At 60.8% G+C, this 24,712-nt stretch carries 24 protein-coding genes and 3 tRNA genes; 17 read left to right on the top strand and 10 right to left on the bottom strand.

The features are described from left to right. The first annotated feature begins 92 nt into the window (after positions 1 to 92). Positions 93 to 1,430 (top strand): OmpP1/FadL family transporter, encoded by a 1,338-nt coding sequence (locus MHY87_RS14605; protein ID WP_239352887.1) that lies wholly within the window; start codon positions 93 to 95, stop codon positions 1,428 to 1,430. An 80-nt stretch (positions 1,431 to 1,510) separates the two neighbouring features. On the opposite strand, the gene MHY87_RS14600 is transcribed toward MHY87_RS14605, so the two are convergent. Further along, positions 1,511 to 3,316: an alpha/beta hydrolase gene (locus MHY87_RS14600; RefSeq protein WP_239352885.1), complete on the bottom strand. Its 1,806-nt coding sequence runs from the start codon at positions 3,314 to 3,316 to the stop codon at positions 1,511 to 1,513. 102 nt (positions 3,317 to 3,418) lie between these two features. Between MHY87_RS14600 and MHY87_RS14595 the strand changes: the two genes are divergently transcribed. From MHY87_RS14595 to MHY87_RS14565, 7 genes are all read left to right on the top strand, one after another. Continuing rightward, a complete protein-coding gene (locus MHY87_RS14595; protein WP_239352882.1) occupies positions 3,419 to 3,832 on the top strand; it encodes a hypothetical protein in 414 nt (137 codons plus the stop codon). Positions 3,833 to 3,874: 42 nt separating this feature from the next. Then, positions 3,875 to 5,095 carry an LL-diaminopimelate aminotransferase gene (locus MHY87_RS14590; protein WP_239352879.1) on the top strand — a complete coding sequence of 407 codons (1,221 nt, stop codon included), beginning with the start codon at positions 3,875 to 3,877 and terminating at the stop codon, positions 5,093 to 5,095. 111 nt (positions 5,096 to 5,206) lie between these two features. Further along, positions 5,207 to 6,529 (top strand): homoserine dehydrogenase, encoded by a 1,323-nt coding sequence (locus MHY87_RS14585; RefSeq protein WP_239352876.1) that lies wholly within the window; start codon positions 5,207 to 5,209, stop codon positions 6,527 to 6,529. 57 nt (positions 6,530 to 6,586) lie between these two features. After that, the gene (gene glpX / locus MHY87_RS14580) at positions 6,587 to 7,585 is read left to right on the top strand and encodes a class II fructose-bisphosphatase (RefSeq protein ID WP_239352875.1); all 999 of its coding nucleotides are present in this window, start codon (positions 6,587 to 6,589) and stop codon (positions 7,583 to 7,585) included. Positions 7,586 to 7,655: 70 nt separating this feature from the next. Continuing rightward, positions 7,656 to 8,096 carry a GNAT family N-acetyltransferase gene (locus MHY87_RS14575; protein WP_239352872.1) on the top strand — a complete coding sequence of 147 codons (441 nt, stop codon included), beginning with the start codon at positions 7,656 to 7,658 and terminating at the stop codon, positions 8,094 to 8,096. A 43-nt stretch (positions 8,097 to 8,139) separates the two neighbouring features. Continuing rightward, a complete protein-coding gene (gene recJ / locus MHY87_RS14570) occupies positions 8,140 to 9,951 on the top strand; it encodes a single-stranded-DNA-specific exonuclease RecJ (RefSeq protein ID WP_239352869.1) in 1,812 nt (603 codons plus the stop codon). A gap of 78 nt (positions 9,952 to 10,029) precedes the next feature. Continuing rightward, positions 10,030 to 10,104 (top strand) — tRNA-Glu (locus MHY87_RS14565). 139 nt (positions 10,105 to 10,243) lie between these two features. Here MHY87_RS14565 and MHY87_RS14560 read toward each other — a convergent pair. From MHY87_RS14560 to MHY87_RS14550, 3 genes are all read right to left on the bottom strand, one after another. Beyond that, the gene (locus tag MHY87_RS14560; protein WP_239352867.1) at positions 10,244 to 10,864 is read right to left on the bottom strand and encodes a hypothetical protein; all 621 of its coding nucleotides are present in this window, start codon (positions 10,862 to 10,864) and stop codon (positions 10,244 to 10,246) included. A 5-nt stretch (positions 10,865 to 10,869) separates the two neighbouring features. Then, positions 10,870 to 12,147, bottom strand: coding sequence for a mannosyltransferase family protein (locus tag MHY87_RS14555; protein WP_239352864.1), 1,278 nt, complete (start codon positions 12,145 to 12,147; stop codon positions 10,870 to 10,872). A 261-nt stretch (positions 12,148 to 12,408) separates the two neighbouring features. Continuing rightward, positions 12,409 to 12,711 carry a hypothetical protein gene (locus MHY87_RS14550; RefSeq protein WP_239352862.1) on the bottom strand — a complete coding sequence of 101 codons (303 nt, stop codon included), beginning with the start codon at positions 12,709 to 12,711 and terminating at the stop codon, positions 12,409 to 12,411. 130 nt (positions 12,712 to 12,841) lie between these two features. Here MHY87_RS14550 and MHY87_RS14545 point away from each other — a divergent pair, with 130 nt between their 5' ends. Beyond that, on the top strand, positions 12,842 to 13,162 hold the full coding sequence (locus MHY87_RS14545; protein WP_239352857.1) for a hypothetical protein: 321 nt from the start codon (positions 12,842 to 12,844) through the stop codon (positions 13,160 to 13,162). A gap of 57 nt (positions 13,163 to 13,219) precedes the next feature. On the opposite strand, the gene MHY87_RS14540 is transcribed toward MHY87_RS14545, so the two are convergent. From MHY87_RS14540 to MHY87_RS14515, 6 genes are all read right to left on the bottom strand, one after another. Continuing rightward, positions 13,220 to 13,474 carry a hypothetical protein gene (locus MHY87_RS14540; RefSeq protein ID WP_239352854.1) on the bottom strand — a complete coding sequence of 85 codons (255 nt, stop codon included), beginning with the start codon at positions 13,472 to 13,474 and terminating at the stop codon, positions 13,220 to 13,222. Between the two features lie 81 nt (positions 13,475 to 13,555). Beyond that, the gene (locus tag MHY87_RS14535; protein ID WP_239352852.1) at positions 13,556 to 14,167 is read right to left on the bottom strand and encodes a 2-dehydro-3-deoxy-6-phosphogalactonate aldolase; all 612 of its coding nucleotides are present in this window, start codon (positions 14,165 to 14,167) and stop codon (positions 13,556 to 13,558) included. Positions 14,168 to 14,274: 107 nt separating this feature from the next. After that, positions 14,275 to 16,011: an AMP-binding protein gene (locus MHY87_RS14530; RefSeq protein WP_239352850.1), complete on the bottom strand. Its 1,737-nt coding sequence runs from the start codon at positions 16,009 to 16,011 to the stop codon at positions 14,275 to 14,277. Positions 16,012 to 16,031: 20 nt separating this feature from the next. Then, on the bottom strand, positions 16,032 to 17,093 hold the full coding sequence (locus MHY87_RS14525) for a type III polyketide synthase (protein ID WP_239352847.1): 1,062 nt from the start codon (positions 17,091 to 17,093) through the stop codon (positions 16,032 to 16,034). Between the two features lie 5 nt (positions 17,094 to 17,098). Then, the gene (locus tag MHY87_RS14520) at positions 17,099 to 17,380 is read right to left on the bottom strand and encodes a hypothetical protein (RefSeq protein WP_239352844.1); all 282 of its coding nucleotides are present in this window, start codon (positions 17,378 to 17,380) and stop codon (positions 17,099 to 17,101) included. Between the two features lie 235 nt (positions 17,381 to 17,615). After that, entirely contained in the window at positions 17,616 to 18,629 is a 1,014-nt protein-coding gene (locus MHY87_RS14515; protein ID WP_239352841.1) for a heparan-alpha-glucosaminide N-acetyltransferase, read from the bottom strand. A 52-nt stretch (positions 18,630 to 18,681) separates the two neighbouring features. Here MHY87_RS14515 and MHY87_RS14510 point away from each other — a divergent pair, with 52 nt between their 5' ends. From MHY87_RS14510 to MHY87_RS14475, 8 genes are all read left to right on the top strand, one after another. Beyond that, positions 18,682 to 19,437: a Sir2 family NAD-dependent protein deacetylase gene (locus tag MHY87_RS14510; RefSeq protein WP_239353274.1), complete on the top strand. Its 756-nt coding sequence runs from the start codon at positions 18,682 to 18,684 to the stop codon at positions 19,435 to 19,437. A 128-nt stretch (positions 19,438 to 19,565) separates the two neighbouring features. Continuing rightward, positions 19,566 to 20,186, top strand: a complete 621-nt coding sequence (locus MHY87_RS14505) for a cold-shock protein (protein ID WP_239352838.1) — start codon at positions 19,566 to 19,568, stop codon at positions 20,184 to 20,186. A gap of 54 nt (positions 20,187 to 20,240) precedes the next feature. After that, on the top strand, positions 20,241 to 20,654 hold the full coding sequence (locus tag MHY87_RS14500; RefSeq protein WP_239353273.1) for a DUF192 domain-containing protein: 414 nt from the start codon (positions 20,241 to 20,243) through the stop codon (positions 20,652 to 20,654). Positions 20,655 to 20,718: 64 nt separating this feature from the next. Beyond that, positions 20,719 to 20,795: transfer RNA gene (locus MHY87_RS14495), tRNA-Pro, on the top strand. Positions 20,796 to 20,836: 41 nt separating this feature from the next. Further along, positions 20,837 to 21,142 carry an ETC complex I subunit gene (locus tag MHY87_RS14490; RefSeq protein WP_239352836.1) on the top strand — a complete coding sequence of 102 codons (306 nt, stop codon included), beginning with the start codon at positions 20,837 to 20,839 and terminating at the stop codon, positions 21,140 to 21,142. A gap of 22 nt (positions 21,143 to 21,164) precedes the next feature. Beyond that, a tRNA-Arg gene (locus MHY87_RS14485) sits at positions 21,165 to 21,241 on the top strand. 288 nt (positions 21,242 to 21,529) lie between these two features. After that, entirely contained in the window at positions 21,530 to 22,735 is a 1,206-nt protein-coding gene (locus MHY87_RS14480; RefSeq protein WP_239352833.1) for an HlyD family secretion protein, read from the top strand. Further along, positions 22,735 to 24,711 carry a glycosyltransferase gene (locus MHY87_RS14475; RefSeq protein WP_239352831.1) on the top strand — a complete coding sequence of 659 codons (1,977 nt, stop codon included), beginning with the start codon at positions 22,735 to 22,737 and terminating at the stop codon, positions 24,709 to 24,711. The genes MHY87_RS14480 and MHY87_RS14475 overlap by 1 nt, the downstream gene beginning before the upstream one ends. Position 24,712: the final 1 nt, after the last annotated feature.

The raw sequence follows: 24,712 nt of genomic DNA, 5'->3' as shown, positions 1-24,712 counted from the left end.
ACAAGGATATTGCGGTCAAAATAAAGCATTGGCACAGTGCGAGCCAATGCGGGATTCTCCGCAACAAAATAGAACAAGGGCAGGAAGCTTCCATGAGCCGTTTCAATCGTTCTTTGTCCCTCGCCGCCGTCTCCTTTGCAGCTCTCATGACCGCCCAGGCCGCACAGGCCGGTGGTTTTGCGATCCGTGAGCAGAGCGCCACCGCGCAGGGCTATTCCTTCGCCGGTGCAGCGTCCGGTTCGGGTTATCTCTCCTCGATGTTCTGGAACCCCGCCGTCATCACCATGATGCCGGGCTGGATGGCTGAGACGCATCTTTCGCTGATCATTCCGCGCGTCGACATCGAGCCGACTCCGCTCCTGACGCCGACGGCCATCTTTGGCGCTTCCGGCGATATCGGTCAGGATGCCCTCGTGCCGGCTGGCTACGGCTCCTACCAGATCAACGACAAGCTCTGGGTCGGTCTGTCCAGCACTTCTCCCTACGGTCTCGTGACCGATCCCCGCGAGAACTGGTCCGGTCAGGCCTATTCCCGCTCGTCGCGGATTTTCTCGCTGAACGTCAACCCGGTCATCGGCTTCAAGGTCAATGAATGGCTCTCAGTCGCCGCCGGTCCGTCGCTCCAGTATTTCGACATCCGCCTGAAGAGCGCGGTGCCGACGCCCCTCACGGCGCCTGCGACCGTCGTGCGTCCTGGCCAGCCGAGCGCCATTCTGGAAGGTGACGATGTCGGCTTCGGCTTCACGGCTGGTCTGACCCTCACTCCGGTTGCCGGAACCACCATCGGTCTCGGCTATCGCTCGTCCATCTCGCACAGCCTTGATGGCACCTTCACGCTGCCCCCGGGCGCTGTCGCTCCCATCGCGATCCAGACTCCGATCGAGGCGTCTCTCCGCACCCCCGATCAGGTCACGGTCGGCCTTTCGCAGGTGATTACGCCCGCCATGACCGTCCATCTCGGCTTCGAATGGACGAACTGGAGCGTGCTCAAGACCCCGCTCGTCACGAACGCGAATACGGGCGCTCTCGTCCGTGAGTTGCCGCTCAACTACGAGGATGGCTTCTTCTACTCGCTCGGTATGGACTACAAGCTGAACAACCAGTGGACTGTCCGCGCCGGTCTGGCCTACGAGCAGTCGCCGATCGACACGGAAATCCGTTCGACCCGTCTGCCGGACAACGACCGCATCTGGGCTTCGCTCGGTCTCGGCTACCAGTGGAACGACAAGCTGTCGTTCGACATCTCCTACACTCACATCTTCGCGGCTGAGACGGATATCCGCATCCTTCCCGGTCACCAGGATTACGCAGGACTGCCCTTCGTGGCCGATGTCGACGCCAGCGTCGACATCGTGTCGGTTGGCCTGCGCTACCGTTGGGACGATCCGAAGGTCGCCATCCCGGCAGCCCCGATCGTTCGCAAGTACTGAGAGCCGAAAGGTTCACGAGAAAAAGGCCGGCGTCACCGCCGGCCTTTTTCTTTTGTTTCGCTTGGTTGATGCGGTTGGGTTCAGGCTCTCGCCAGTACATAAGTGCCCGGCGCATCGCCGAGCGGTTCGAGCTTTCCGCTGCCGGGCTCCCGCGCCGGCACCTTCTTGGGCGCCTGCTTTTCGATCCAGGAGAACCAATAAGGCCACCAGGAGCCTGGAGTCTCGGTGGCCTTCGCGGTCCAATCCTCCAGCTCGCCTTCGGCAGGCCCGCCGGTCCAGAATTGATATTTCGGCTTGTTCGCTGAGTTCACGACACCTGCGATATGGCCTGATCCCGCAAGCACGAAATCGACCGGCCCTCCGAACATCTGCGAGCCCAGGAACACTGAGCGGGCAGGGGCAATGTGATCTTCCTTGGCGGCGAGGTTGAAGATCGGCGCTTTGATCTTCTTCAGATCGAGCTTCACGCCGTCGATCTTCATTTCACCTTTGGCGAGTGTGTTGTCGAGATAGCAGTTGCGCAGATAGAAGGCGTGGTTCGCCGCAGGCATGCGCGTGGAATCGGAATTCCAGTAGAGCAGGTCGAAAGCACTCGGCGCCTGCCCCTTCATGTAGACATTCACCACGTTCGACCAGATCAGATCCGTCGGCCGCAGCATGTTGAAGGCGTTGGCCATGCGCGAGCCTTCGAGGTAGCCGCGCTTCTTCATGTCCGCCTCGATGGCGCGGATCTGCTCTTCGTCAGCGAACACCTTGAGATCGCCCGCATGAGTGAAGTCCACCTGCGCGGTGAAGAAGGTCGCGCTGTCGATGCGCTTGTCGCGCTTGGCCGCCATATAGGCCATGGTGACGGCAAGCAGGGTGCCGCCGACGCAATAGCCGATGGCCGTCACCTTCTTTTCGCCCGTCGCCTGCTCGATGGCGTCGAGCGCGGCGAAGATGCCTTCGCGCATGTAATGCTCGAACCCCTTCTCCGCATGCTGCTCTTTCGGGTTGACCCACGAGATGCAGAAGACCGTGAGCCCCTGCGCGACAGCCCAGCGGATGAAGCTCTTCTCCGGGTTGAGATCGAGGATGTAATACTTGTTGATCCAGGGCGGCACGATCAGCAGAGGACGCTTCAGCACCTGCTTGGTAGAGGGCGCGTACTGGATCAGCTCGATCAGATCGTTGCGAAAGACGACCTTGCCCGGGGTCGTGGCGATGTTCTCGCCGACCTTGAAGTTGCCGGGATCGGTCTGGCGGATCTTGAGTTCGCCGCTGCCGGCCTGAATGTCCTCTGCGAGCATCGCCATGCCGCGCGCAAGGTTCGCGCCGTTTTCCTTGATCGTCTCGCGGATCAGCTCGGGGTTCGTCAGCAGGAAGTTCGATGGTGAGAGGGCACTGGAAATCTGCTTGACGTAGAATTGCGCCTTGTGCCGGGTCCGCTCGTCGAGGCCGTCTGCTTCCTCCACCATGTCTTCCGCCCAGCGGGAGGAAATCAGGTAAGCCTGTTTCAGAAAGTCGAAGACGGGATTCTCGGACCATTCCGGATCCTTGAAGCGGCCGTCCTTGGATTCGGGCTCCGCGACAGGCTCTGCGGACTCACCCTGGGCTTTTCTTAATGTTGTAGCCCAGAGATCGAGGAACTGGGAGCCGAGGCGCGTCTGTGCTTCGAGGGCCTTCTGAGGATCGCTCATCCACGATTCCGCCACACGGCCCAGCGTGCGGATCGCCTCCGAGGCGTCGTTCGCCATCTCAGGAGGAGAACCGCGCTCTTCCAGCGGCTTGAGATAAGCCGCCGTCGCCTTGGTTGCCCCCTCAAGAAAGCGCGCCATGTTGCGGGAGAGCTCCTCGAAGTCCGGAGCCGAAGACTTGGTCTTCTGGTCACCGTATGGCTTGTCCATAAGGCGATCTCCCTCTATTCGCGTCATTGCCCAGGGTGCGCATTTCGAGCATCTTAGCGCTCGATCCACGATCTGTGCAGTTATTCTCTTAGGTTAGCGACAATGCGTATCCGGTTTCCAAAGGCTTCCCGCACTCCGTCCCTTCTTCTGGCGGTGCTGGTTGCTGCTAACGTCACGGCCTGTGCAGGCGGTTCCAATCCCGTCCGCGATATTGCGGGCGCGGTGGGGGCAGGCCCCCAGGTTGCCGCGACCCCGGATTTCGTGGCCAGCTCCCGTCCGCAGAACCTGGACTACATGCCGATCGGCACGCCGGTAGAGGGCCGTCCGACCCCGGCGCGGAGCCCGGACGAGATCAAGGCGGCGGAATCCGAGCTCGACGCCCTTCGCAACCGCAACGAGGCTGCCGGCGCCGCTGCGGCCAAGTTGGGCGGTACGCCGCCGCCGGAGCCGATCACGCTGCCGGTCAACACGCCGCAGAACCCCCGCAAGAAGACGAATTCCAAACCCAAACGCTAGACTCTATACCGGTTTGATCCGATTCCGCTCGAGGACAGCACAATGTCTAATTTCTACCGCATCAAGCGCCTTCCGCCTTATGTCTTCGAGCAGGTCAACCGTATTAAAGCCGCCGCCCGCGCCAATGGAGCGGACATCATCGATCTCGGCATGGGCAACCCTGACCTCCAGGCTCCGCAGCACGTGATCGACAAGCTGGTAGAGACGGTCGGCAAGCCGCGCACGGACCGTTATTCGGCCTCCAAGGGCATCGGTGGCCTGCGCCGCGCCCAAGCCGGTTATTACGAGCGCCGCTTCGGCGTGAAGCTCAACCCCGACACGCAGGTGGTCGCGACCCTGGGCTCCAAGGAAGGCTTCGCCAACATGGCGCAGGCCATCACCGAGCCGGGCGACGTGATCCTGGTGCCCAATCCCAGCTACCCGATCCACGCCTTCGGCTTCCTCATGGCGGGCGGCGTGATCCGCTCGGTCCCCGCTGAGCCGACCCCCGAGTTCTTCGTGGCCGCCGAGAAGGCGATGATGCACTCGATCCCGAAGCCCGTGGCGATGGTGGTCTGCTATCCGTCGAACCCCACGGCCTATGTGGCTTCCCTCGACTTCTACCGGGATCTCGTGGCCTTCGCGAAGAAGCACGAGCTGATCCTGCTGTCAGACCTCGCCTATTCGGAAGTCTATTTCGACGAGAAGAACCCGCCGCCCTCGATCCTCCAGGTTCCGGGCGCCATCGACGTGGCGGTGGAGTTCACCTCCATGTCGAAGACCTTCTCCATGGCGGGCTGGCGCATCGGCTTCGCGGTCGGCAACGAGCGTCTGCTCGCGGCGCTCGCCCGCGTGAAATCCTATCTCGATTACGGTGCCTTCACCCCGGTTCAGGTGGCTGCGACCGCGGCCCTCAATGGCCCCGACGACTGCATTCGCGAGATGCGCGCGACCTACAAGAAGCGCCGTGACGTGATGATCGAGTCCTTCGAGAAGGCTGGCTGGTCCATTCCGGCACCGAGCGCCTCCATGTTCGCCTGGGTCCAGATTCCAGAGAAGTTCCGGAGCATGGGCAGTCTGGAATTCTCCAAGCTTCTGGTGGAGAAGGCTGACGTTGCGGTGGCTCCCGGCATCGGCTTCGGCGAGCACGGCGACGATTATGTCCGCATCGCCCTTGTGGAAAATGAGCAGCGCATCCGTCAGGCAGCCCGCAATATCCGCAAGTTCTTCGATACCGCCGACCAGACCCTCCACAACGTGGTGCCGCTGGCGCGCAGGGGCTGAGCCCCCAAAGGGCAGCCGAACCTGTATATCAGTCCAAGTTTCCGTCTCCGCATGGACATGGGAGCTTGGCAGTCGTAAAGAGCAACCCGGTTTTACAGGGAGCTTTTGTCCGTGACACGTCCTCTCAAGGTGGGCATCGCCGGCCTCGGTACCGTTGGCGCTTCGGTTATTCGAATTCTCGAACGCCGGAACGTGACTGTGGCCCAGAGGGGTGGGCGGCCTGTCGAGGTCGTGGCCGTCTCTGCCCGCGACAAGACCAAGGACCGGGGCGTCGATCTCTCCCGCTTTACCTGGTTCGACAATCCCGTGGACCTTGCCCGCTCAGCGGATGTGGAATGTGTCGTCGAGCTGGTCGGCGGTGCCGAAGGGGCGGCCCTCGAGGTGGTGCAGACAGCCCTGTCCCAGGGCAAGCATGTGGTGACCGCCAACAAGGCGCTGCTCGCCAAGCACGGTCTGGCGCTGGCGAAGCTCGCCGAGAGCAACGGCGTCTCGATCGCCTTCGAAGCATCGGTCGCCGGCGGCATTCCGATCATCAAGACCCTGCGGGAAGCGCTTCCCGGCAACCAGGTGTCGCGCCTCTACGGCATTCTCAACGGCACCTGCAATTACATTCTCTCCCGCATGGAACTTGAGGGGCTGACCTTCCGGGAGTGCCTGAAGGATGCCCAGCGCCTCGGCTATGCGGAGGCCGATCCGACCTTCGACGTGGAAGGCTTCGACACGGCCCATAAGCTCGCGATCCTCACGAGCCTTGCCTTCGGCACCGAGATCGACGCCGAGGCGATCTATGTGGAGGGCATCTCCTCCATTACGCCGCTCGATCTCGCCATGGCGAAGGAGCTTGGTTTCCGCATCAAGCTGCTCGGCGTCGCCGAGCGCACGGAAACCGGCATCGAGCAGCGCGTTCACCCGACCATGGTGCCGCGCACCTCGTCCATCGCGCAGGTCATGGGCGTGACGAACGCCGTGACCATCGACGCTGATGCCGTGCGCGAGCTGACGCTGATCGGCCCCGGAGCTGGCGGCGATGCCACCGCATCCGCCGTCGTAGCGGACATCGCCGATGTGGCCGTGGGCGCTGCGCAGCCGCTCTTCGGCAAGCCTGTCGCTCAGCTCGACAAGGCGCCCCGCGCGCCCATGCAGCGCCACGAGGGCGGTTATTACATCCGCCTGACGGTTCATGACCGTCCGGGTGTCGCGGCAGGGGTCGCGACCCGCATGGCGGAAGAGGACATCTCGCTGGAAAGCATCCTGCAGAAGCGCTCGGAGATCGCAGCGACGCAGGACCCGCACGGCCGCTCGGGCGCGCCGGTCTCCCTCGTTCTCATCACCTATGCGGCGACGGAAGCTTCCATCCGTTCCGCAGTGGAGAAGATCTCGAGGGATGGTCTTATCGCCGAACCGCCCCAAGTCATTCGCATCGAACGCGATTAATCATCAGGCGGGCGAGAAACGCCCGTCGAGTACCTTCAAAAGGGAGACGACACGTCCATGTCGCAAGGCATTACCGTCCAACCGGGGCAACTCATCGAGCGCATCCTGACTCTGGAGCTCGTCCGCGTCACTGAACGTGCGGCCGTGGCCTCCGCCAGACTGCGCGGGCGCGGCAACGAGAAGGCGGCCGACCAGGCTGCCGTGGATGCCATGCGCCGCGAACTCAACAAGCTCCCCATCGACGGCACCGTGGTGATCGGCGAGGGCGAGCGCGATGAGGCGCCCATGCTCTTCATCGGCGAGAAGGTCGGCAACAAGAACGGCCCGAAGGTCGACATCGCCGTCGATCCGCTGGAGGGCACCACGCTCTGCGCCAAGGACATGCCGGGCTCCATCGCCGTGATGGCCATGGCCGAGTCCGGAACGCTGCTGGCCGCTCCTGACGTCTACATGCACAAGATCGCCATCGGCCCGGGCTATCCGAAAGGTGTCGTCGATCTCGATGCTTCGCCCGAGGACAACATTCACGCGCTTGCCAAGGCAAAGGGCGTGAAGCCGAACGAGATCAACTGCCTCGTGCTCGACCGTCCGCGCCACGCCGAGCTCATCGCCGCGATCCGCAAGACGGGTGCCGGCGTTCGCCTGATCTCTGATGGCGACGTGGCTGGTGTGATCTTCACGACGAAGCCTGCCGACACGGGCATCGACATGTATCTCGGCATCGGCGCAGCGCCCGAGGGCGTGCTCGCAGCCGGCGCATTGCGCTGCATCGGCGGCCAGATGCAGGGTCGTCTCATTCTCGACTCGGAAGAGAAGCGCTCCCGCGCTCTCCAGATGGGCGTGACTGATCCCAACAAGAAATACGACATGACGGATCTCGCCCGCGGCGACGTGATCGTGGCCGCCACCGGCGTGACCGACGGCGGGCTCCTCAAGGGCGTTCACTTCGGCAAGGAGGTGATCACCACCGAGACGGTCGTGTATCGCTCCGCCACCGGCACCGTACGCCGCATCTATGGCGAGCACCGTGAGCTGTCGAAATTCCACCTCGACTAAGCGGCTGCGCAAAGATTACTTCTCGTCATGGCCGGGCTCGTCCCGGCCATCCACGTTTGAGGGCCTCAGCATGCTTCAAATCCGCGCCTTTACCCCTGATGACCGCGAGGCTTGGGAGCCGCTCTGGCAGGGCTACCTGACTTTCTACAAGTCGTCTCTCCCTGCGGAGGTGACAGAGGCCACATGGCAGCGCCTCAACGATCCCGCTGAACCCATGCACGGCCTCGTCGCCCTTCTCGACGGCAAGATCGTCGGCATCGTGCATTATCTCTATCACCGCTCCACCTGGACGACGGCCGATTACTGCTACCTCCAGGATCTGTTCACGGCGGAGGAGGCGCGGGGGCGCGGTGTTGGGCGAGCGTTGATCGAGGCGGTTTACGAGCGGGCCAAGGCCGATGGTGCCGCCCGCGTGTATTGGCTGACGCACGAGACCAATACGGACGCCCAGGCGCTCTACGACAAGGTGGCCTCCCGCAGCGGCTTCATCCAATACCGCCAAGTGTTTTAACTGCCAGGTGTTTTGACCACATTTCGCGGTTAATACTGCTTCCGTGACCGAATCATCTCCCATCTCTCTGCCGAAGCCTTTCCTGGGCGTGACGCAGTCCGCCCTGGGCCGTCTCTGGGTCGAGCGCTGTAGCGCCGCCCAGAGCGCCATTGCGCTCGCCATCGCCCAGACCCATGGGGTGCCGGACATCCTGGCCCGTGTGCTCGCCGGGCGCGGGGTCGGCATTCACGAGACGGAGGGATTTCTCAACCCGCGCCTGCGGGATCTGATGCCCGACCCGCATGGGCTCACTGACATGGAAGCCGCCGCCAACCGGATCGCGGATTCGGTAGTGCGCTCCGAGAAGGTGGCAATCTTCGGCGATTACGACGTGGACGGCGCCTGCAGCGCGGCGCTGCTCGCCGAATACCTGCGCGCCTGCGGCGTTACCTATGCCATCCATATTCCGGACCGGATCACTGAAGGCTATGGCCCGAACGTAGATGCCATCCGCGCTCTGAAAGAGCAGGGAGCCGATCTTCTGGTGACGGTCGATTGCGGCACGGCGAGCATCGAGCCGCTGGCCGAAGCGAAGCGTCTGGGCCTGGACCCGGTCGTTCTCGACCACCATCAGGCCCCTGAGCAATTGCCCGAGGCGCTGGCCATCGTGAACCCGAACCGGCAGGACGATCTTTCCGGTCTCGGGCATCTCTGCGCCGCGGGCGTGGTGTTTCTCACCCTCGTCGCCCTCAACCGCACCTTGAGGACGCGCGGTTTCTTCCAAGGGCGCCCCGAGCCGGACCTGATGGCCAGCCTCGATCTCGTGGCGCTGGCTACCGTGGCTGACGTGGTGCCGCTGATCGGCCTCAACCGTGCCTTCGTGCGCCAGGGCCTTGCCATCATGAAGAGCCGCCGTCGCGTGGGCTTGGCGACGCTTCTCGACACGGCGGGTCTGGCGGGCGCTCCCGAGGCCTGGCATCTCGGCTATCTCGTTGGGCCTCGCATCAATGCGGGCGGGCGGATCGGCGATGCGGCATTAGGCTCCCGGCTTCTGCTGACGGAAGATCCTGTTCATGCCGGCCAGATCGCAGCCGAACTCGACCGGCTGAACCGGGAGCGTCAGGCCATCGAGGTGGTTGCCGTTCAGGAGGCCGAGGCGCAGGCGATGCTGGCTCTTGAGAAGGAGCCTGAGCAGCCTGTGCTTGTCACCGCATCGGCCGAGTGGCATCCCGGTGTCGTGGGGCTTATTTCCGCGCGCACGAAAGAGCGGTTCCGCCGTCCGGCCTTTGCGTTCACCCTCAATCCCGACGGCACCGCGACCGGATCGGGACGATCTGTGCCCGGCGTCGATCTCGGCGCGGCTGTCCGCGCGGCTGTGGAGGCGGGAATCGCCATCAAGGGCGGCGGCCATACTATGGCGGCCGGCGTAACGATCAGGGCGACGGAGCTTGAGCGTTTCCTCTCCTTCGTCACCGGCAAGCTCAACGAGCCGGTGAATACCATGCGCCTTAACGATCAGTTCGCCATCGATGCCACGCTGACGGCAGCAGGCGCACAGCCGGGGCTCGTAACGGCGCTGGAGCGGGCAGGGCCCTTCGGTTCAGGCCAGCCGGAGCCGGTCTTCGTGTTTCCCCAGCATCGCGTCATCGAGGCGCGGGAGGTCGGCAGCGGCGGGCATATGCGCGTGAAGCTTCGCGGTGGCGACGGCAGTTTCATCGGGGGAATCGCCTTCCGCGCGGCGGGTCAGCCGCTTGGAAATGCCTTGTCCGATTCCATCGGAAATCCGCTCCATGTGGCAGGAACATTGTCCATCGACCGGTGGGGCGGCCAGGAAAAAGCCGAGCTTCGCATCGTAGATGCGGCAAAGCCTGAATAATTCAAATCTGACGCTTGCGGTGTGCCGCGATCCCGTCTATACGTCCGCCCACTTCGACGGCAACGCCTCGAAGTCAGCGCGCCCTTCGTCTATCGGTTAGGACATCTGCCTTTCACGCAGGAAAGAGGGGTTCGATTCCCCTAGGGCGCGCCACTTCCCTTCTTCCCCACATTGATGGCCTGTCTTTCTGGCGACGTACCCTCGCTTCACGCTCGCTGTTGGCCGCGCATCATTGCGAGAGCGGCTTCCCGCTCGTCCACAACAGGGCCAGGGCAGCGTCTCATGCACTCGCTTATCGTGCGGCCTTATCAATGAGAAACCACTTCACCAGCATCCCGACCTGATTGCTCGATCCAGAAAGGCCGCTGCCGGCCAATACGGATGGATGGAGAGTTCGAAACTGAACCTGTAGATTTCCATCACTGGCGACGGCCTGGGGAATGGTGAGTTCCGCTTCGCCTGATTGTCTTGTTGGGAGTGTCCACGTGGTAAGTACCGTGCCGTTCACGGACACTTCGATCTCTTGGTTGTTTCGTTCTCCTGCGAAACCGAGAATTCCGAGTTTCATTATCAGATCTCCTTCCGGAGGCCTGAGGCTCATATAAATCTTGCTGTAGGACTTCTCGGTCCACGTGCCCTCTTCATTCGCTTTCGACCAATTGCACGCGAGATAATTTCGAGCGGAGGGATCGGCAGCCGAAGTCAATGAAACCGTCGTTCCGAGCTTGTAGGATCGTCCTCTGCGCAAGGGAGGGCAGGGGGCAGTATGCGTGATGTAATATGCCCTGTATTCCTCGCTGACCTGGGGGTAACGGGTCAGGGCGAGGATAAACAGTTCAAACGCGATGAATGCCAGCGCCATAGCGTAGAGAAGGATGCCGCTTTTGATGCTGCGTGGAGTTTTGTTTTCCATCTCTTTTACGCCAGTCCTACGGCTTTGGACTGCCAAAGCACGAGAAGCGGTATGTTAGAGAGAATGAGAGCTGGCAAAGAAATTCTCATCGAAAGCTTGTGCGAGGCTATGAGTTGGCTTGCTATGATGAGCAATGGTGCGAGGCCGATCGCATACCGAGGCATCGACATGATATGAGTGGAAAGCGGTATGATAATAGCAAGAAATGAAAATACCGCCTCTGGGAAACGGCGCAGTATTACAAGATACCCTGTCAGGATGAGAGCAAGCGTTGCCCACAAAGCGCTCCAACGGGCGGAGAACGCGCCATCTCTGAGAAAAAGTCCCAAATCTCCTGTGCTGAGCGCCTCAAGCAAAATTTTTAAAGGGAAGCCGGGTTGGCGAAACCAAGCCCATTGCACGTGAGAGAACGCCAAGGCATCTCCGAGATGGAGGTAAAGATAGCCCATATAGACAAAGAGTCCGAGAGGAGCTGTCGCGAGGGCGAAAAAGATCTGAGGGTTCTGCAGAACTGCACGTGGGAACGACTGAATGGAGCGCCCTTCCTTCAGGTGATCCTGAAGTGCCGCAATCAAAATCGCGACAGTCATCATTACCCCAACCGCGCGCGTTGCGGAGAGCAAAGCGGCCAGTAGGCCAACGGCAACATACCGGCGCTTTGAAAGGACATGAAAGCACGCCAGGGTGAGGAGCACGAACAAGGATTCCGTATATCCTGTCGCGAAGTAAAAAGAGAGCGGCCCAAAATAAAGAAGTACGCAGAAGGCGATGAGCGCATCTCTGTTGCGCAGGATTTTGGCGGCAACAAAACCAGTCGCCAGCGCTGCAGCGTTGGACGCGACCGTCAATGCGGTGAGTGCGGACAAGGAAAAAGCGGATCTTATTATCCCAGCGATGAGGGGGTATAGAGGAAAGAACGCCCAGTTGGCTTGCCCATTGATAGCGTTGGGCATCACCTGATAACCGCCGCCAGTCATCCCCAGATACCATACACAATCCCAGCGGCAGAGGTTCGTTATGAAAGAATGAGAGCTGAAATCGTTCGCCTGGATGCCCAGTACGGCATACATGAAGATGCGGCTGAGGATGAAAAGCGGAAGAACGATCAATGCGGCATTGATCGTGTGATGTGAGAAATCGGAGGGGCGTTGTGAGGGGCCGGGTAAGCGCCCTTGGATGAGAAGGATATCTCTGATGGCGCGCAGGGGAGGCGCGAAAAGAACCGGTCTATCTTTTTTGAAATAGAACCTCTGAACTCTGTTCTTGATGTCTGTTGATGCCATCTGCCGCTCTGATGCCTGCCATGCACGCCTTGACCAATGTGAGCTGTAGCGGAGTTTCCCTATTAAATGGAATAGGATTTTGAAAAGGCCGAGAAATCGTCTGCCGTCACCCTGTCTATGCTTTAGACGCGTTCATGGAAGACCATTTTATATTCAGCTTGGATGGTTTGGGAGTATCGGAGGTGGGGTATAGGGGCTGGAGAAAGCCTTGCGCTGCCTTGCTTTAGCCACGAGACGCGATGGGAAGCTATGGCAATCCGCTCAAATCGGGTTACCCTTGATCTTCGTGACCATTTCCCAGTTGTCGCCGGCTGCGATCAGGCAGGCTTTGCCGTCCGGCATGGTCATGACCATGGTCCAGGATCCGCCTTGCGAGGCGAAAACCTCGAGAACTTGACCCGGCTGGGCGAGGCCGATGCCGACGGGGTCTTCCTTGTATTGTTCGGCAAGGAGCCTCACGAGCTGTTCGCGAGGGCCGCAGGAAGCCTGGGCCGATGCCGGGGATTGGCCGACGAGGAGAGCGCTGCCAAGGATCGACAGCAGGGCGAGAGGGCGATGAACCATGACGCGTCCTATAGCGGTTGATCCGCATGAACCCTTGGCGTCTCCATCAACGCATGAGGTTTACAAAAGGCTCCGTGCTAGCAACTGCAGCAAGTTATGCTGCATAACTGGGCAATCTTCCGAAATTCGGATGTCCAATGGACATGGCCGCCGCTACAGTGAACTTGACGAACTCAAAGGCGTTTTCTCGCCAACTCTTCTTGCCGAGCGTTCAATCATGCCTCGCTTCTATTTCAATATCCGAGACGGTTACGATGTCGATGAGGACGATGAAGGCGTCGAGCTCCCCGATCTCGAAGCGGCGAAGGCGGAAGCCCTCGCGACCGTCGAGGAATTGCGGGAAGAACTCTCTGACGCCGGAAATATCGAGCTCGAAATCGTGGATGAGACGGGACGGCGGCTCATGACGGTCCCGTTCTTCCGTGGAGGGCGGGGCGGCAAGCGGCGCTGACGCCGGAAATGAAAAAGCCCGGCTTGAGCCGGGCTTTTCGCTGAGGCCGGTGAGGGATCAGCACTCGGTCGTCTTCTTTGTGGTGGTATCGCCGAATTCGTCGGTCTTCTGCTTTGTCTCGGTAGAGCAACCGAGAGCCGACGAGCCGGTCGTGACAGTCGTGGAGGATGTGGTGCTCGGCTCGCGCTTCTGTTCGATGGTCGTCTTGCTGCCGAGAAGGCCTTCCTCCTTCTTGATCGTGGTCGTGGTGTCCTGAGCAAAAGCCGCCGTGCTTAAGACCGAAGCGGCCAGGACGAAAGCAAGTTTCTTCATATCCAAAAACTCCTCAATTTCGCGCCTTTGCCGTGAGAACGCCCGTCACGCGGAGCGGTTCCTGCAAACGCTTAAGGAGTCTCAGCTTGACCGAAGAGCCTTCCACGCGCTTGCGAAGGCGCGAGCGTTGCTTCCGACCTCCTCAACAGACATGGCGGGAGTAAAAAGAGCTGAGCCGAGGCCGAAGCCGTTGGCCCCCGCATCAACATAGGGCTTCATATTGTCGGGCTTGATGCCGCCGACGGGCAAGACGATGGTGTCCTTAGGCAGGACGGCCCGCCACGCTTTCACCACATGCGGAGGAATGCTCTCTGCCGGGAAGATCTTGATCGCGTCCGCGCCTGCTTTGAGCGCCGCGAAAGCCTCAGTCGGCGTCGCCACGCCCGGCGTGCAGAGCATGCGGTTCTCCTTGGCGCGGCGGATCACATCTGTATCCCCATGGGGCATGACGATGAGCTTGCCGCCGACATCCTTGACGCCGTCGACCTGCTCGACATCAAGCACGGTGCCCGCGCCGATGAGAACGTCTCCAGGCATGGTCCTGGCCAAGGTCTCGATGCTGCGGAACGGTTCCGGCGAGTTCAGAGGAACCTCGATGATGCGAAAGCCTGCCTCGACCAGGGCAAAGCCAACGGCTTCGGCGGCCTCGGGCCGCAATCCGCGAAGGATCGCGACCAGAGGAAGATCGGTCATGTAGCCCGACAGCAAGACAGCACCTCTCGGAAAAAGATTGTGTCGATGTCCGGAGCTTAACGCGAAAGCCGCCGGATTTCTCCAGCGACTTTTATGCTTTGTATTGCTCAGTTCACAGCCGTTGAGAGCTTTGCCTGGGCCAGTTGCACGAGCTTCACCCGCTGCAGCTTGCCGCTGGTGGTCTTTTGCAAGGTATGCGGCGGCACGTCGAGCACATGGTCGACCGCGATGCTAAGCTTCTGGCTCAGGCGGTCGCGGATGGCTTGGCGCATTGCCTCGACCGTGTCCGATGCTTTCTGCGTGGTCTCGAAGAACACCACGAGGTTTTCCGTGCCCTTCATAGGATCGGTGACGCCGATGGCGCCCACAGCTCCCGAACGTACGCCCTCGATTTCGCCCGCGATCTGCTCGATCTCATAAGGCGAGATATTGGCGCCGGCGCGGATGATTAGATCCTTGATGCGGCCGGTTATGTAGAGATCGCCGTTGTCGAGATAGCCGAGATCGCCTGTCACCAGCCATCCGTTACGAATGTTGCTCGGCGTGGCTTCCTTGTAATAGCCATGCACGACGCTGGGGCCGCGGAGGTAAATCTGTCCTTGCCTGCGGTCGGGCAGGGGAGCGCCGTCGTTGTCGACGATCATGACCTCGTGTTCCTTGAGCACCGGCCCCACGCAGGCGATCGGCCAGGCATCGGACGAGGTGGCCTCGATGGGAGTGGCTACTCCTTGCGTCATGAATTGCCGCCGCGAGATCGTCTGGAACCGAACGGATTCCGATGGGCGCGAGAAGGACACCGCGACGGTGCACTCCGCCAGGCCATAGGCCGCGAATAGAGCCTCCCGTTTCAATCCATGCGAAGCAAAGCGGTCGAAGAAATGTTCGACGGTCTTTTTCTGGATGAACTCCGCCGCGTTGAAGGCACAGCGCAGGGACGAGAGGTCGAGACCGCGCGTGCGGTGCTCTGGGGCATGGGTTGCCACAAACTGGTAGGCGAAGTTCGGTGCGGAGGTGACCGTGCCCCTGAAGCTGTGAATGGCCCACAGCCAGCGGGCTGGGTTCATCGTGAACATATTGGAGGGCATCAGCACGACTGACATGCCGGTCACGAAGCCGCACATGGTGAGCGCAACGAGGCCCATGTCGTGATAGAGCGGCAGCCAGCTCACGACCGTGTCCCGATGCGACCAGTCCGCCGCCAGCGCGAGGCCGCGCACGTTGCTTAAGAGCGTTCTGTTATCGATCAGAAGAGCCTTGGGCTGAGACGTAGTGCCGGAGGTAAACTGCAGGAAGACGGGCGTGTCTGCGGTTGGTGCGGGAAAGCGGGCCTCCTGAGGCGTCGGCAGCCCTTCGATGGTGATGGCGTCGCATCCCGTCTCTTTGAGCAAATCGCAGCAATCCTGGGGAGCCAGGATCAGGCGTGCTCCGGCATATTTCGCGCGCACCGCAAGGCGCTCCGCCCAGCTCGCGCCATGGACGCCGAGGCTCGGGGCCTCGACGATGCAGGGCAGGAAACCGCCGAGCTGACAGGCGAAGAAGGCCGTGACAAGACAAGGTGAGGTCTCGAAGGCGAGAAGCACGATGTCGCCAGCCGTCACCCCATGCGCCGCGAGGCGATGCGCAAGGAGCGTTGCCTCCTGCAGGAGTGCATCGTTCGAAATCTCCGTGACCGTGTTCTGCGCTCCGATGACGTAGAAGGCCGTTTGATCGGGAGCAATCGCAGCGCGGTACTTCAAAACCTCCGGAATGGTTCCGATGCCTTGAGGCAAAGGCAGGCACGCCTTGTTCGAAAGGTCGAAGGCGTGCTGCGCCTGCCCGAGCGGGAAGGTGTGGACCTTGTACATGAGAGATTTCCTCCGAACCGTTAGAACCGCAGGAGGGCGCCTTCGAGGGTCAGGCCGGGGCCGAAGGCCAGCATGACGCCGATCTCGCCGGGCTTCGGCTGATCGTTCCTCACCAGATGCTCAAGAACGAGCAGCACGGTCGCAGACGCGCAATTGCCGTACTCGCTCAGAATGTGCCACGTCGATTCAAGCTGGCGCTCGGTGATGTTCATCTTCTGCGCAACGAGATCGACGATCTTCGGGCCGCCGGGGTGGATCGCCCAGTGCTTGATCTGCGCAGGATCGACTTCTGCCGATGCGCAGAGGTCCGCAATGAACTGCTCGATGAGGCTTGCAATTACGAAGGGCACGTAAGGCGACAGCGTCATGCGCACGCCGTCATCCATGACGGAGAGCGTCATCATGTCGGACGTCTCGAAGGATTGCAGCGTGTGCGTCGCCAGGATCTGCGGCCCATGTCCCGGCTCGCGCATCGCCATGGTGAAGGCGCCGACAGCATCGCCGAAGAGATTGTGGACGATGGCCTGTTCGCGGGTGGCTTCCGGGCGGAAATGCAGGCTGCTGAATTCGGCGCAGAGCCCGATCGTGTATTCGTCCGGGCGCGCAACGACAGAATCCATCGCCGTCTTGATGACGTTGAAGGCCGCAAAGCAGCCCATGTGGCCGATATGCGTGCGGCGGATATTGGGCTTGAGCCCGAAACGCTTGGCGAGGAAATAGTCCGGTGTGGGGCCATAATAGCCGGTGCTGCTTGCCATCACGATGCTGCCGACATCGGCGCGATCCATGGGGCGTAGAAGATCCTCGAATGCCTCTCCGGCGACTTCGTCGACGATCTCCACATAAGCCTTCATGCGGTCGCCGATGCCGCGCGTCTCGGGGCCGATATCCGTTGCGGGATTCCAGGCCAGGTGGCGACGGTTCACGCGGGTGACGCTGCCGAGATCGCGGGCATTGGGAAGCTCCGCGTACCATTGATCGAAAATTCCATCCCAAAGCGTTTCCTGGTCGTAGATCTGCTTGGGAGCCGCAGAGGCAAGATTGACGAAGGTGGGGAGGGCGGTTGCGCTGCGCATGGCCATGAGGCTTACTCCGCCGCCGCGCGAGGCAGCGCATCGGCAACAAAGCGCACTACGCTGCCGACCGTATCGCGCCCGCAGGAGCTGTGCGCGATAAACCAATCCTCAAGAGCAATGCCGGCATAAAGATCTTCGATTCCGGCGAAGAACTGCATGAGCTTCATGGAATCGAAGCTCAAGTCGCGGGTGAGCGACATATTCATGTCGATGTGGGTGATGCTGCCTTCGCTGATCCACTTGCACAGGTCCGCAACCTGGCGAGCGATGTTCGCCTCTATAAAAGTAGTCATATTGTGCCCCTAAAGCGACTTACGTTGAGTCACTATGGGCAAGCTACTTTGTATTGTTACGTTACGATATAATTTTTGCTTTGATTTAATGCAATCTTCCCTTTGGGAAAATGCAAATAAATAAAGGTTCAGTAAGAGGGCTGTATAGTCACAACACTTGATTGATCTTGTTAGATTTATTCAATCAAAAGTATTTGCGAGTTGTGCTGTCTATGATCTGCGCGGCAAAGGAGCCTTATGAGGGTGCCCGACGCAGACATTGCTGCGCGGTTCGCGAAATCTGCGTCTGGTCCTCTGCCGTTGTCTCCCCGCGAAGCACCTTCTGCCACAGATCGCTTTGGCGCAGCGTGTCGACCGTGCAGGAGCATACGGCGTTGCAGGTCGCTGGTTGCGCGTTCATCAGGCAGGTCGACACGCATTCATTCATAAAGGGCTGGGCCTCGGCTTTGAGGTTGGGGCCGGTGATCTGTAGCACTCCAAAGAGAAGCCCGAGCAGCACGAGTTGATGGACGAGGTAGATCGGCAGGCTCTTTCGCCCGGCCCAGACCAGAGTGCGTGACAGAACGTCCCGTGCCTGCCAGCGCGCCAAGCGCATGGTGCCGGTGCGGAGCAGAAGGGCCTTGCCGGCGACGATCCCAAACAGAACCATCCCGAACCACGGGAACAGCGGCACGTAATCGTTCGTCCTCGGATCCGTCGCGCCGAGGCCGAGCCAGTCGAGAGCGGGTGAATCGAGGGCAGGGCTCGTGAAGAGCGCAGGACCGCTCAAGAAGACTATCGCGACGACCAAAGTCAGTGCCGGAGGAGTTCGCAGGAAAGGCAGCGCCAGCACACTCGATACCGCGATGCAATGGAGAATGCCGAAGAAGATGTAGCTGTCGGGAAAAGCGAAGAACGTGACGAGCGTCACCGCAAGAGCAGCCCCTCCCACCTTCATGAGGCGCTTCAGAAAGGCAATTCGTCGAAAACCCTGCGCATGTGCGAGAGCAAGGCCGATTCCGGCCAGAAACAGGAATGACCCCGCAATGCCCCGCGCGAACCAGCGCCATGCGGGAACCTGGAGAATGTTCGTCTCGATCAGCTTCAGGAAGCTCAGGTCCCAGCTGAAGTGATAGACGATCATGGCTGCGATCGCGAGACCACGCGCGACATCGATGGCGTCCCACCGTTGCGATGCGACGGATCGCGGCTGCGCAGCGGTTCGGGCGCATTCTTGATTTGCCCTGGCTCGGGCGGCATCTTCGTTCACAGGGTGCTGGTCCTACGGTTCTTATCGCGGCAACGCGGTCTATATGGGTGACATGACAGAGAACCTTGCCGCGTCAATCGCCACATTGCAGGAAATGGTTCAAGAAGCCCGCATCGTTGCCGGTTTTACGGGGGCGGGCATCTCGACGGAGAGCGGCGTTCCGGATTTTCGCTCTCCGGACAGTCCCTGGATGCGCAACAAGCCGATTCCCTTCGAGCAGTTTCTTCATAGTGCAGAGGCGCGGCGCGAGGCATGGAGGCGCAAGTTCACGATGGACGATCTCTACCGTGATGCAAGGCCCAGCCAGGGGCATCTCGGCATCGCCTCACTCATCGCCTCGGGGCGTATGCCGGCGGTCATCACGCAGAATATCGACGGTCTTCACCAGGCATCCGGCCTTGAGGAGAAGCAGGTCGTCGAGCTGCACGGCAACGGCACTTATGCCAAGTGCCTTTCCTGCGGACGCAGGCATGAGCTCGATTGGGTCAGGCGGCATTTCGAGGCGAGCGGCGATCCCCCCGAATGCGTGAATTGCGGCGGCATTCTGAAATCCGCGACCATCTCCTTCGGCCAGACAATGCCCGAAGGGCCCATGCGCCGGGCCCAGAAGCTCATGGCGGGCTGCGACCTCTGCCTGGTCGTGGGCTCATCCCTGGTGGTGTATCCAGCCGCCGCCTTTCCGGCCTTCGCCAAGGAGAACGGGGCGAGGCTCGTGATCGTGAACCGGGAGCCGACACCGCTCGATGAAATGGCAGATCTGGTCATTCATGAAGAAATTGGGGCTGTGCTGTCCGTATTTGTCCCGTAATTTCAATGCTCTCGCCGGATGGTGAAAATTTCATCGCATTTTAAGGGTTTTTACCGGCTTCCCCTGATTCAGGACGATGTTATCTTCTTTTTAAGAATCGGGTTTTTGATTCGAGTTCGGGTGTATTCATGACTAGCGATTTCGGCTCTAACTCCTTCAATCTTCGAGAGGAAAATTCCTCTTTCGATCAAGGTCGCCGCGAGGTCGCCCCGGCGCCTGCTGAGGAAAACTCCCTCGAACTCGTCCAGGTGAGCGGCCGGATCAAGTGGTTCGATGTCGCCAAGGGCTTCGGCTTCATCGTGCCCGACAATGGCATGTCCGACGTGCTGTTGCATGTGACCTGCCTTCGCCGGGACGGCTATCAGGCCGCCAATGAGGGCGCTCGCATCGTGGTCGAGGCCGTTCAGCGCCCCCGCGGCCTCCAGGCCTTCCGCATCCTTTCGTTGGATGAGTCGACGGCCCTGCATCCCTCCGAGCTGCCGCTGCCCCGCACACATGTCCAGGTTGTGCCGACCAGCGGATTGGAGCCGGCGGTCGTGAAGTGGTTCAACCGCCTGCGCGGTTTCGGCTTCCTGACCCAAGGCGAGGGCAAGCCGGACATCTTCGTCCATATGGAGACCTTGCGCCGCTACGGCATTGCCGAGTTGAAGCCCGGCGAGCGGGTCTTCGTGCGCTTCGGCGACGGATCGAAGGGTCTCATGGCCGCTGAGGTTCGCCTCGCTGACATGAACCTGCCGCACTCTCACTGACAGGCTGCGTTCGTGTTCCAGCGTCTTCGCCCGGTTCTCCCGGCCCTTGGCCTTATGGTCGCCCTGGCCGGGGTGGCCTATGCCCAGGCTCTTGAGACTCTTTCCATCGTAACCCAGGGCGGCCAGCGCCAAGGCTTCCAGGTCGAGGTTGCGCGGAACGATGCCGATCGGGCGCAGGGTCTGATGTACCGTCGCTCCATGGCGCCCGAGCGGGGCATGCTGTTCGATTTCGGCCGGGTCGAGCCGGTCTCCATGTGGATGCAGAACACCTATCTGTCCCTGGATATGCTCTTCATCCGTCCTGACGGCACCATCGCCCGCATCGCCGCCAACACGGAACCTTTATCGACCCGCACCATTCCCTCCGGCGAGCCTGTCCTTGCCGTTCTGGAGCTGAATGCCGGCACAGCCGCCAAGCTCGGCATCAAGCCGGGCGACCGGGTCGACCACTCAATTTTCAAGCGGTAACATTCAGGCGCTTGCTGAATCTAGGCTGGTCGTGATAGCGAACAGCCTGACCGGTGCTGAAAGGCGGGGTGTAGCGCAGTCTGGTAGCGCATCTGCTTTGGGAGCAGAGGGTCGCGGGTTCAAATCCTGCCGCCCCGACCATCTCGGCATCGGGTAAGTCTTAGAGAGAGTGCGAAAGACCAATGCCCGCTCGGATTTATAAGCCCGCCAAATCCGCAATGCAGTCCGGCATGGCTCGGACGAAGCAATGGCTTCTCGTTTTCGAGCAGGACAAGCCCCGCGAGATCGAGCCCCTGATGGGCTGGACCAGCTCGGGCGATACCCGCCAGCAGCTCCGCCTGTGGTTCGATACCAAGGAAGAGGCCATGGCCTATGCCGAGCGCGAAGGCATCGCCTACAGGGTTGAGGAGCCGCAGGAGATCAAGCGGCGCACCATGTCTTATTCGGACAATTTCAAGTTCAATCGCGTCGGCCCCTGGACGCATTAAGTCCAAGCCTTAGCGGCTCGACGGCCCCTTAGCTCAGCTGGATAGAGCAACTGCCTTCTAAGCAGTAGGTCGCAGGTTCGAGCCCTGCAGGGGTCGCCATTGCTTTCAAGGGTTTAGGCGATGTTTGGACTGCTCATTCAGGCAAATTCCCTGTAGTCCATTGAGACTTCTTTGGTCTATGTCGATAAATCAAATTTTTTCAAATACTTAATGCAGGTCTAGCCTTTCTACTTAGATCGGCCGCTGTTGCGGTGGTAATCCTTTGTAGGTATTTTTTAATGGCCTGCCGGATCGGTTCGACCATTGCGTGCGTAGATAAGGTGTAAACATCTCGGCGCAGGCAACGTTGTCACAAGTTCATATTTCAGGCAGGCAAGCTCCCATATCATGAAAATCGTTCGTATCGTTCTGGGAGCGCTCCTGCTTCTTGGGGGACTCTACATCATTGTTGGCGAGTATCTCTCGGGAACCAGCGCGGACGCGACCATCAATGCCCGTACGTCGGTTCTTCGCGCTCCCATCGAGGGAATGGCCGAATTCTCCGTCCGTAATATCGGAGCGCGGGTTTCGCCTGAGGAGACGGTTGCGCGCATTACCGACAGCCGCTTCGATGACGCCCGCCTGATCGATCTCGAACGCAGCCGCTCCACGCTGGAAGCCGATCTCGTTCGCCTCAAGGCACAGGTCGCTTCAGTGGAGGAGGCCCGGAAGGTCCTGCAGGGTCAGGCGCAGTCCTATCAGGATGGGCGCGTGCGCCAGCTCTGGTCACGCATTGCCGAGGCACAGGCTGCCTTGAGTTCGGCGGAGGCGAGATTCCGCGAGGCGCAGAGCGCCCTCGACCGGACAAAGGAGCTGAGTTCACGCGGTGTCCAGACCGCCATCACCCTCGACCGCGCCCAAGCGCAATACGATGTCGCGAAGCAGGATATCGCCAGTACACGCGAGCGCGTCAGCTCCCTCTCGACGGAACTGTCCTCGGCCCAGAACGGCGTGTTCATTAGCGATTCCTACAACGACGCCCCGTTCTCGATCCAACGGATCCGCGAGTTCGACCTCAAGCTGTCTGAACTCAAGGCGGAAACGGTGAATGCCGAACGCCGCCTGAAGCTGACCACAGATCAGATCACGGCCGAGCGCGTCCGCGTCAACCGCCTGACCTCCGCTGATCTCTCGGTGGAAAGCCCGGGCATCGTCTGGAATTTCCTGGCGAGCGGCGGCGAGCACGTCAATCGCGGCCAGGATCTCGTCAGGCTCGTGGATTGCTCCGCCGTGATGGTGACGGCCAGCGTCAGCGAGCGGGTCTATTCCGACCTGCGCGTCGGGATGCCGGCACGCTTCAGGCTCAATGGCGACAGCCGGGTCTTCAATGCCACCATCACCCGTCTCGGCGGCTCCGGCGCAGCCAGTCTGTACGAGACCCTCGCCATCGGTCCGAGCCCAGAGCATCTGACGCGGTTCGACGTAGCCTTGAACGTTCCCGAGCTGGCCCAGGATTCCGACTTGGCTTGCTCGGTCGGGCGGACGGGCAGGGTGGTTTTCACGGGCGGTCCTCTGTCGGGCGTTCGTGAGGCGCTCTCCGACTTCGGCCTGTGATGCTCGTTCTCGATCAATATACGTCGAGCTTTGCAGGCTTGGCCGTTGTGATCGGTCTTGCCCTGTTGCTGTTGCCGCTCGCCTCCCCGAAGAATGCCTGGGTCCGCATCCTGCTGCTCGGCCTGACCGCGTTCCTGGGCTGGCGCTACATGTTCTGGCGGATCACGGAGACGGTTCCGTCCCTCGATAAGTCGGGCATGATCGATGTCATCGCGGGCTCGATCTTCGTCGCGATCGAGGCGCTGTCCCTCGTGTCCTCGACATCGGCCTATTTGTTTCTCACCCGCCGCAAAGACCGCCACGAAGAAGCGGACAGGAACCTGGCATGGTGGGGAAGCAACCCGCCAAGGGTCGATCTCTATATCGCCACGTATAATGAAGAAATCGAGGTTCTGGAGCGAACCCTCGCAGGCGCCCAGGCTCTCGATTATCCAAACGTGCGCGTGTTCGTGCTCGACGACGGGCGGCGCGAGTGGCTCGCTGAGGTATGCAGGCGCTACGGCGCCGAGCATCGGACCCGACCGCACAACAACCATGCAAAAGCGGGCAACATCAACTACACCCTGTTGCAGCGCCTGAAGGACGAGGATGCGCCGGATTTCGTCGCCGTTCTCGACGCCGATTTCGTGCCTCACCGCAATTTCGTGCGCCGCGCGGTGGCGCTGTTCCATGATCCCGGTGTGGGGCTCGTCCAGACCCCGCAGCATTTCTTCAATCCGGACCCGATTCAGCACAATCTTCATATCGCCGCTGCTTATCCCGATGAGCAGCGCTTCTTCTTCGATCATCTGGAACCGGCGCGCGATGCGTGGGGCATTGCCGTTTGCTGCGGCACGTCTTCGATGGTCCGCGTGTCCGCTCTCAAGGAGATTGGCGGTCTGCCGACGGAAAGCGTCACGGAAGACTTCCTGCTGACCATTCGCCTGGATAGCCACGGCTACCGCACGATCTACCTCAACGAAGCTCTCACCGAGGGGCTCGCTCCCGAGGGGTTGCATGAGTATGTCGTGCAGCGCGGGCGCTGGTGCCTTGGCATGATGGAGATCGTGCGCAAGGTCTATAATCCGCTCACGTCCCCCAAACTTCGCTTCATGCAGCGGCTGAGCCTGCTCGATTCATTTCTCTTCTGGACGACGACCTTCCCGTTCCGCCTGATCAGCCTCGTCTGTCCGTTGCTCTACTGGTTCTTCGGCATCATTGTCGTCGAGGCATCGGTGTCGGACATCGCCGCGTATTACCTGCCGTATTATGCCGCCGTCCTGATCACTCTGAACTGGATCTCGGGCGGCTTGATCTGGCCAGTGCTCAACGACGTGTCGCAGCTCATCGCGGCCTGGCCGATCACGCGGGCGGTGGCGATGGGACTTTTCGTCAAAGGGCCGCACAAATTCCGTGTGACGGCCAAGGGCGGCGACCGCACGAAGACCGTCGTTCAATGGCCGCTCATGAAGCCGTTTGCGATTTTCTTCGCTCTCACCGTTCTAGGACTCGTGCTGCCGCTCATGAGCGACACCGCCTTCACCCACGTGTCGCGAGCGGGTGACGGAATCCGGGTCATCTTGTTCTGGACGATCTACAATCTGCTCGTTCTCGCCATCACGATGCTGGTCTGCGTCGAACGTCCTCGCGTCAACAGGCCCCAGCGCGAGAGCGTGGAGATGGCGATGATGTCGGTCGGCATGCAGAGATTCCATTCCTGGGTTCTCGAATTGGGCGTGGACCATGCCCGTGTCCGTGGCCTGTCCGGACTTGCCGCCGGTGCGCTGGGAACGATTACCATCAATGATGTCGGAGATATTGCCGTTCGCGTGCTTGAGGAAACAAACGACGGCTATCGCCTTGCTTTGCGCCCAACCTCCGAGCAGCGGAATGCTATTCTTCGCAAGCTCCATACAGCTGATATGCGCCCGGGTGCGGGGAAGGGCGATTTGACCGGCATGGTCAGGGGATGGATGCGCAATCTTGCGTCGCGATAAG

It is taken from the genome of Microvirga sp. ACRRW (assembly GCF_022346925.1).
In the GTDB taxonomy this organism is placed as follows: domain Bacteria; phylum Pseudomonadota; class Alphaproteobacteria; order Rhizobiales; family Beijerinckiaceae; genus Microvirga.
Note: the sequence above shows the minus strand (reverse complement) of the source record. Positions and strands in the feature narration are given on the sequence as shown.

What these genes read in the sequence shown, in the direction of transcription:
- MHY87_RS14605 (WP_239352887.1), top strand. Translation starts at nt 93, where the DNA reads ATGAGCCGTTTCAATCGTTCTTTGTCCCTCGCCGCCGTCTCCTTTGCA.
- MHY87_RS14600 (WP_239352885.1), bottom strand. Translation starts at nt 3,316, where the DNA reads ATGGACAAGCCATACGGTGACCAGAAGACCAAGTCTTCGGCTCCGGAC.
- MHY87_RS14595 (WP_239352882.1), top strand. Translation starts at nt 3,419, where the DNA reads ATGCGTATCCGGTTTCCAAAGGCTTCCCGCACTCCGTCCCTTCTTCTG.
- MHY87_RS14590 (WP_239352879.1), top strand. Translation starts at nt 3,875, where the DNA reads ATGTCTAATTTCTACCGCATCAAGCGCCTTCCGCCTTATGTCTTCGAG.
- glpX (WP_239352875.1), top strand. Translation starts at nt 6,587, where the DNA reads ATGTCGCAAGGCATTACCGTCCAACCGGGGCAACTCATCGAGCGCATC.
- MHY87_RS14575 (WP_239352872.1), top strand. Translation starts at nt 7,656, where the DNA reads ATGCTTCAAATCCGCGCCTTTACCCCTGATGACCGCGAGGCTTGGGAG.
- MHY87_RS14560 (WP_239352867.1), bottom strand. Translation starts at nt 10,864, where the DNA reads ATGGAAAACAAAACTCCACGCAGCATCAAAAGCGGCATCCTTCTCTAC.
- MHY87_RS14555 (WP_239352864.1), bottom strand. Translation starts at nt 12,147, where the DNA reads ATGGCATCAACAGACATCAAGAACAGAGTTCAGAGGTTCTATTTCAAA.
- MHY87_RS14550 (WP_239352862.1), bottom strand. Translation starts at nt 12,711, where the DNA reads ATGGTTCATCGCCCTCTCGCCCTGCTGTCGATCCTTGGCAGCGCTCTC.
- MHY87_RS14545 (WP_239352857.1), top strand. Translation starts at nt 12,842, where the DNA reads ATGTCCAATGGACATGGCCGCCGCTACAGTGAACTTGACGAACTCAAA.
- MHY87_RS14540 (WP_239352854.1), bottom strand. Translation starts at nt 13,474, where the DNA reads ATGAAGAAACTTGCTTTCGTCCTGGCCGCTTCGGTCTTAAGCACGGCG.
- MHY87_RS14535 (WP_239352852.1), bottom strand. Translation starts at nt 14,167, where the DNA reads ATGACCGATCTTCCTCTGGTCGCGATCCTTCGCGGATTGCGGCCCGAG.
- MHY87_RS14530 (WP_239352850.1), bottom strand. Translation starts at nt 16,011, where the DNA reads ATGTACAAGGTCCACACCTTCCCGCTCGGGCAGGCGCAGCACGCCTTC.
- MHY87_RS14525 (WP_239352847.1), bottom strand. Translation starts at nt 17,093, where the DNA reads ATGGCCATGCGCAGCGCAACCGCCCTCCCCACCTTCGTCAATCTTGCC.
- MHY87_RS14520 (WP_239352844.1), bottom strand. Translation starts at nt 17,380, where the DNA reads ATGACTACTTTTATAGAGGCGAACATCGCTCGCCAGGTTGCGGACCTG.
- MHY87_RS14510 (WP_239353274.1), top strand. Translation starts at nt 18,682, where the DNA reads ATGACAGAGAACCTTGCCGCGTCAATCGCCACATTGCAGGAAATGGTT.
- MHY87_RS14505 (WP_239352838.1), top strand. Translation starts at nt 19,566, where the DNA reads ATGACTAGCGATTTCGGCTCTAACTCCTTCAATCTTCGAGAGGAAAAT.
- MHY87_RS14500 (WP_239353273.1), top strand. Translation starts at nt 20,241, where the DNA reads ATGGTCGCCCTGGCCGGGGTGGCCTATGCCCAGGCTCTTGAGACTCTT.
- MHY87_RS14490 (WP_239352836.1), top strand. Translation starts at nt 20,837, where the DNA reads ATGCCCGCTCGGATTTATAAGCCCGCCAAATCCGCAATGCAGTCCGGC.
- MHY87_RS14480 (WP_239352833.1), top strand. Translation starts at nt 21,530, where the DNA reads ATGAAAATCGTTCGTATCGTTCTGGGAGCGCTCCTGCTTCTTGGGGGA.
- MHY87_RS14475 (WP_239352831.1), top strand. Translation starts at nt 22,735, where the DNA reads ATGCTCGTTCTCGATCAATATACGTCGAGCTTTGCAGGCTTGGCCGTT.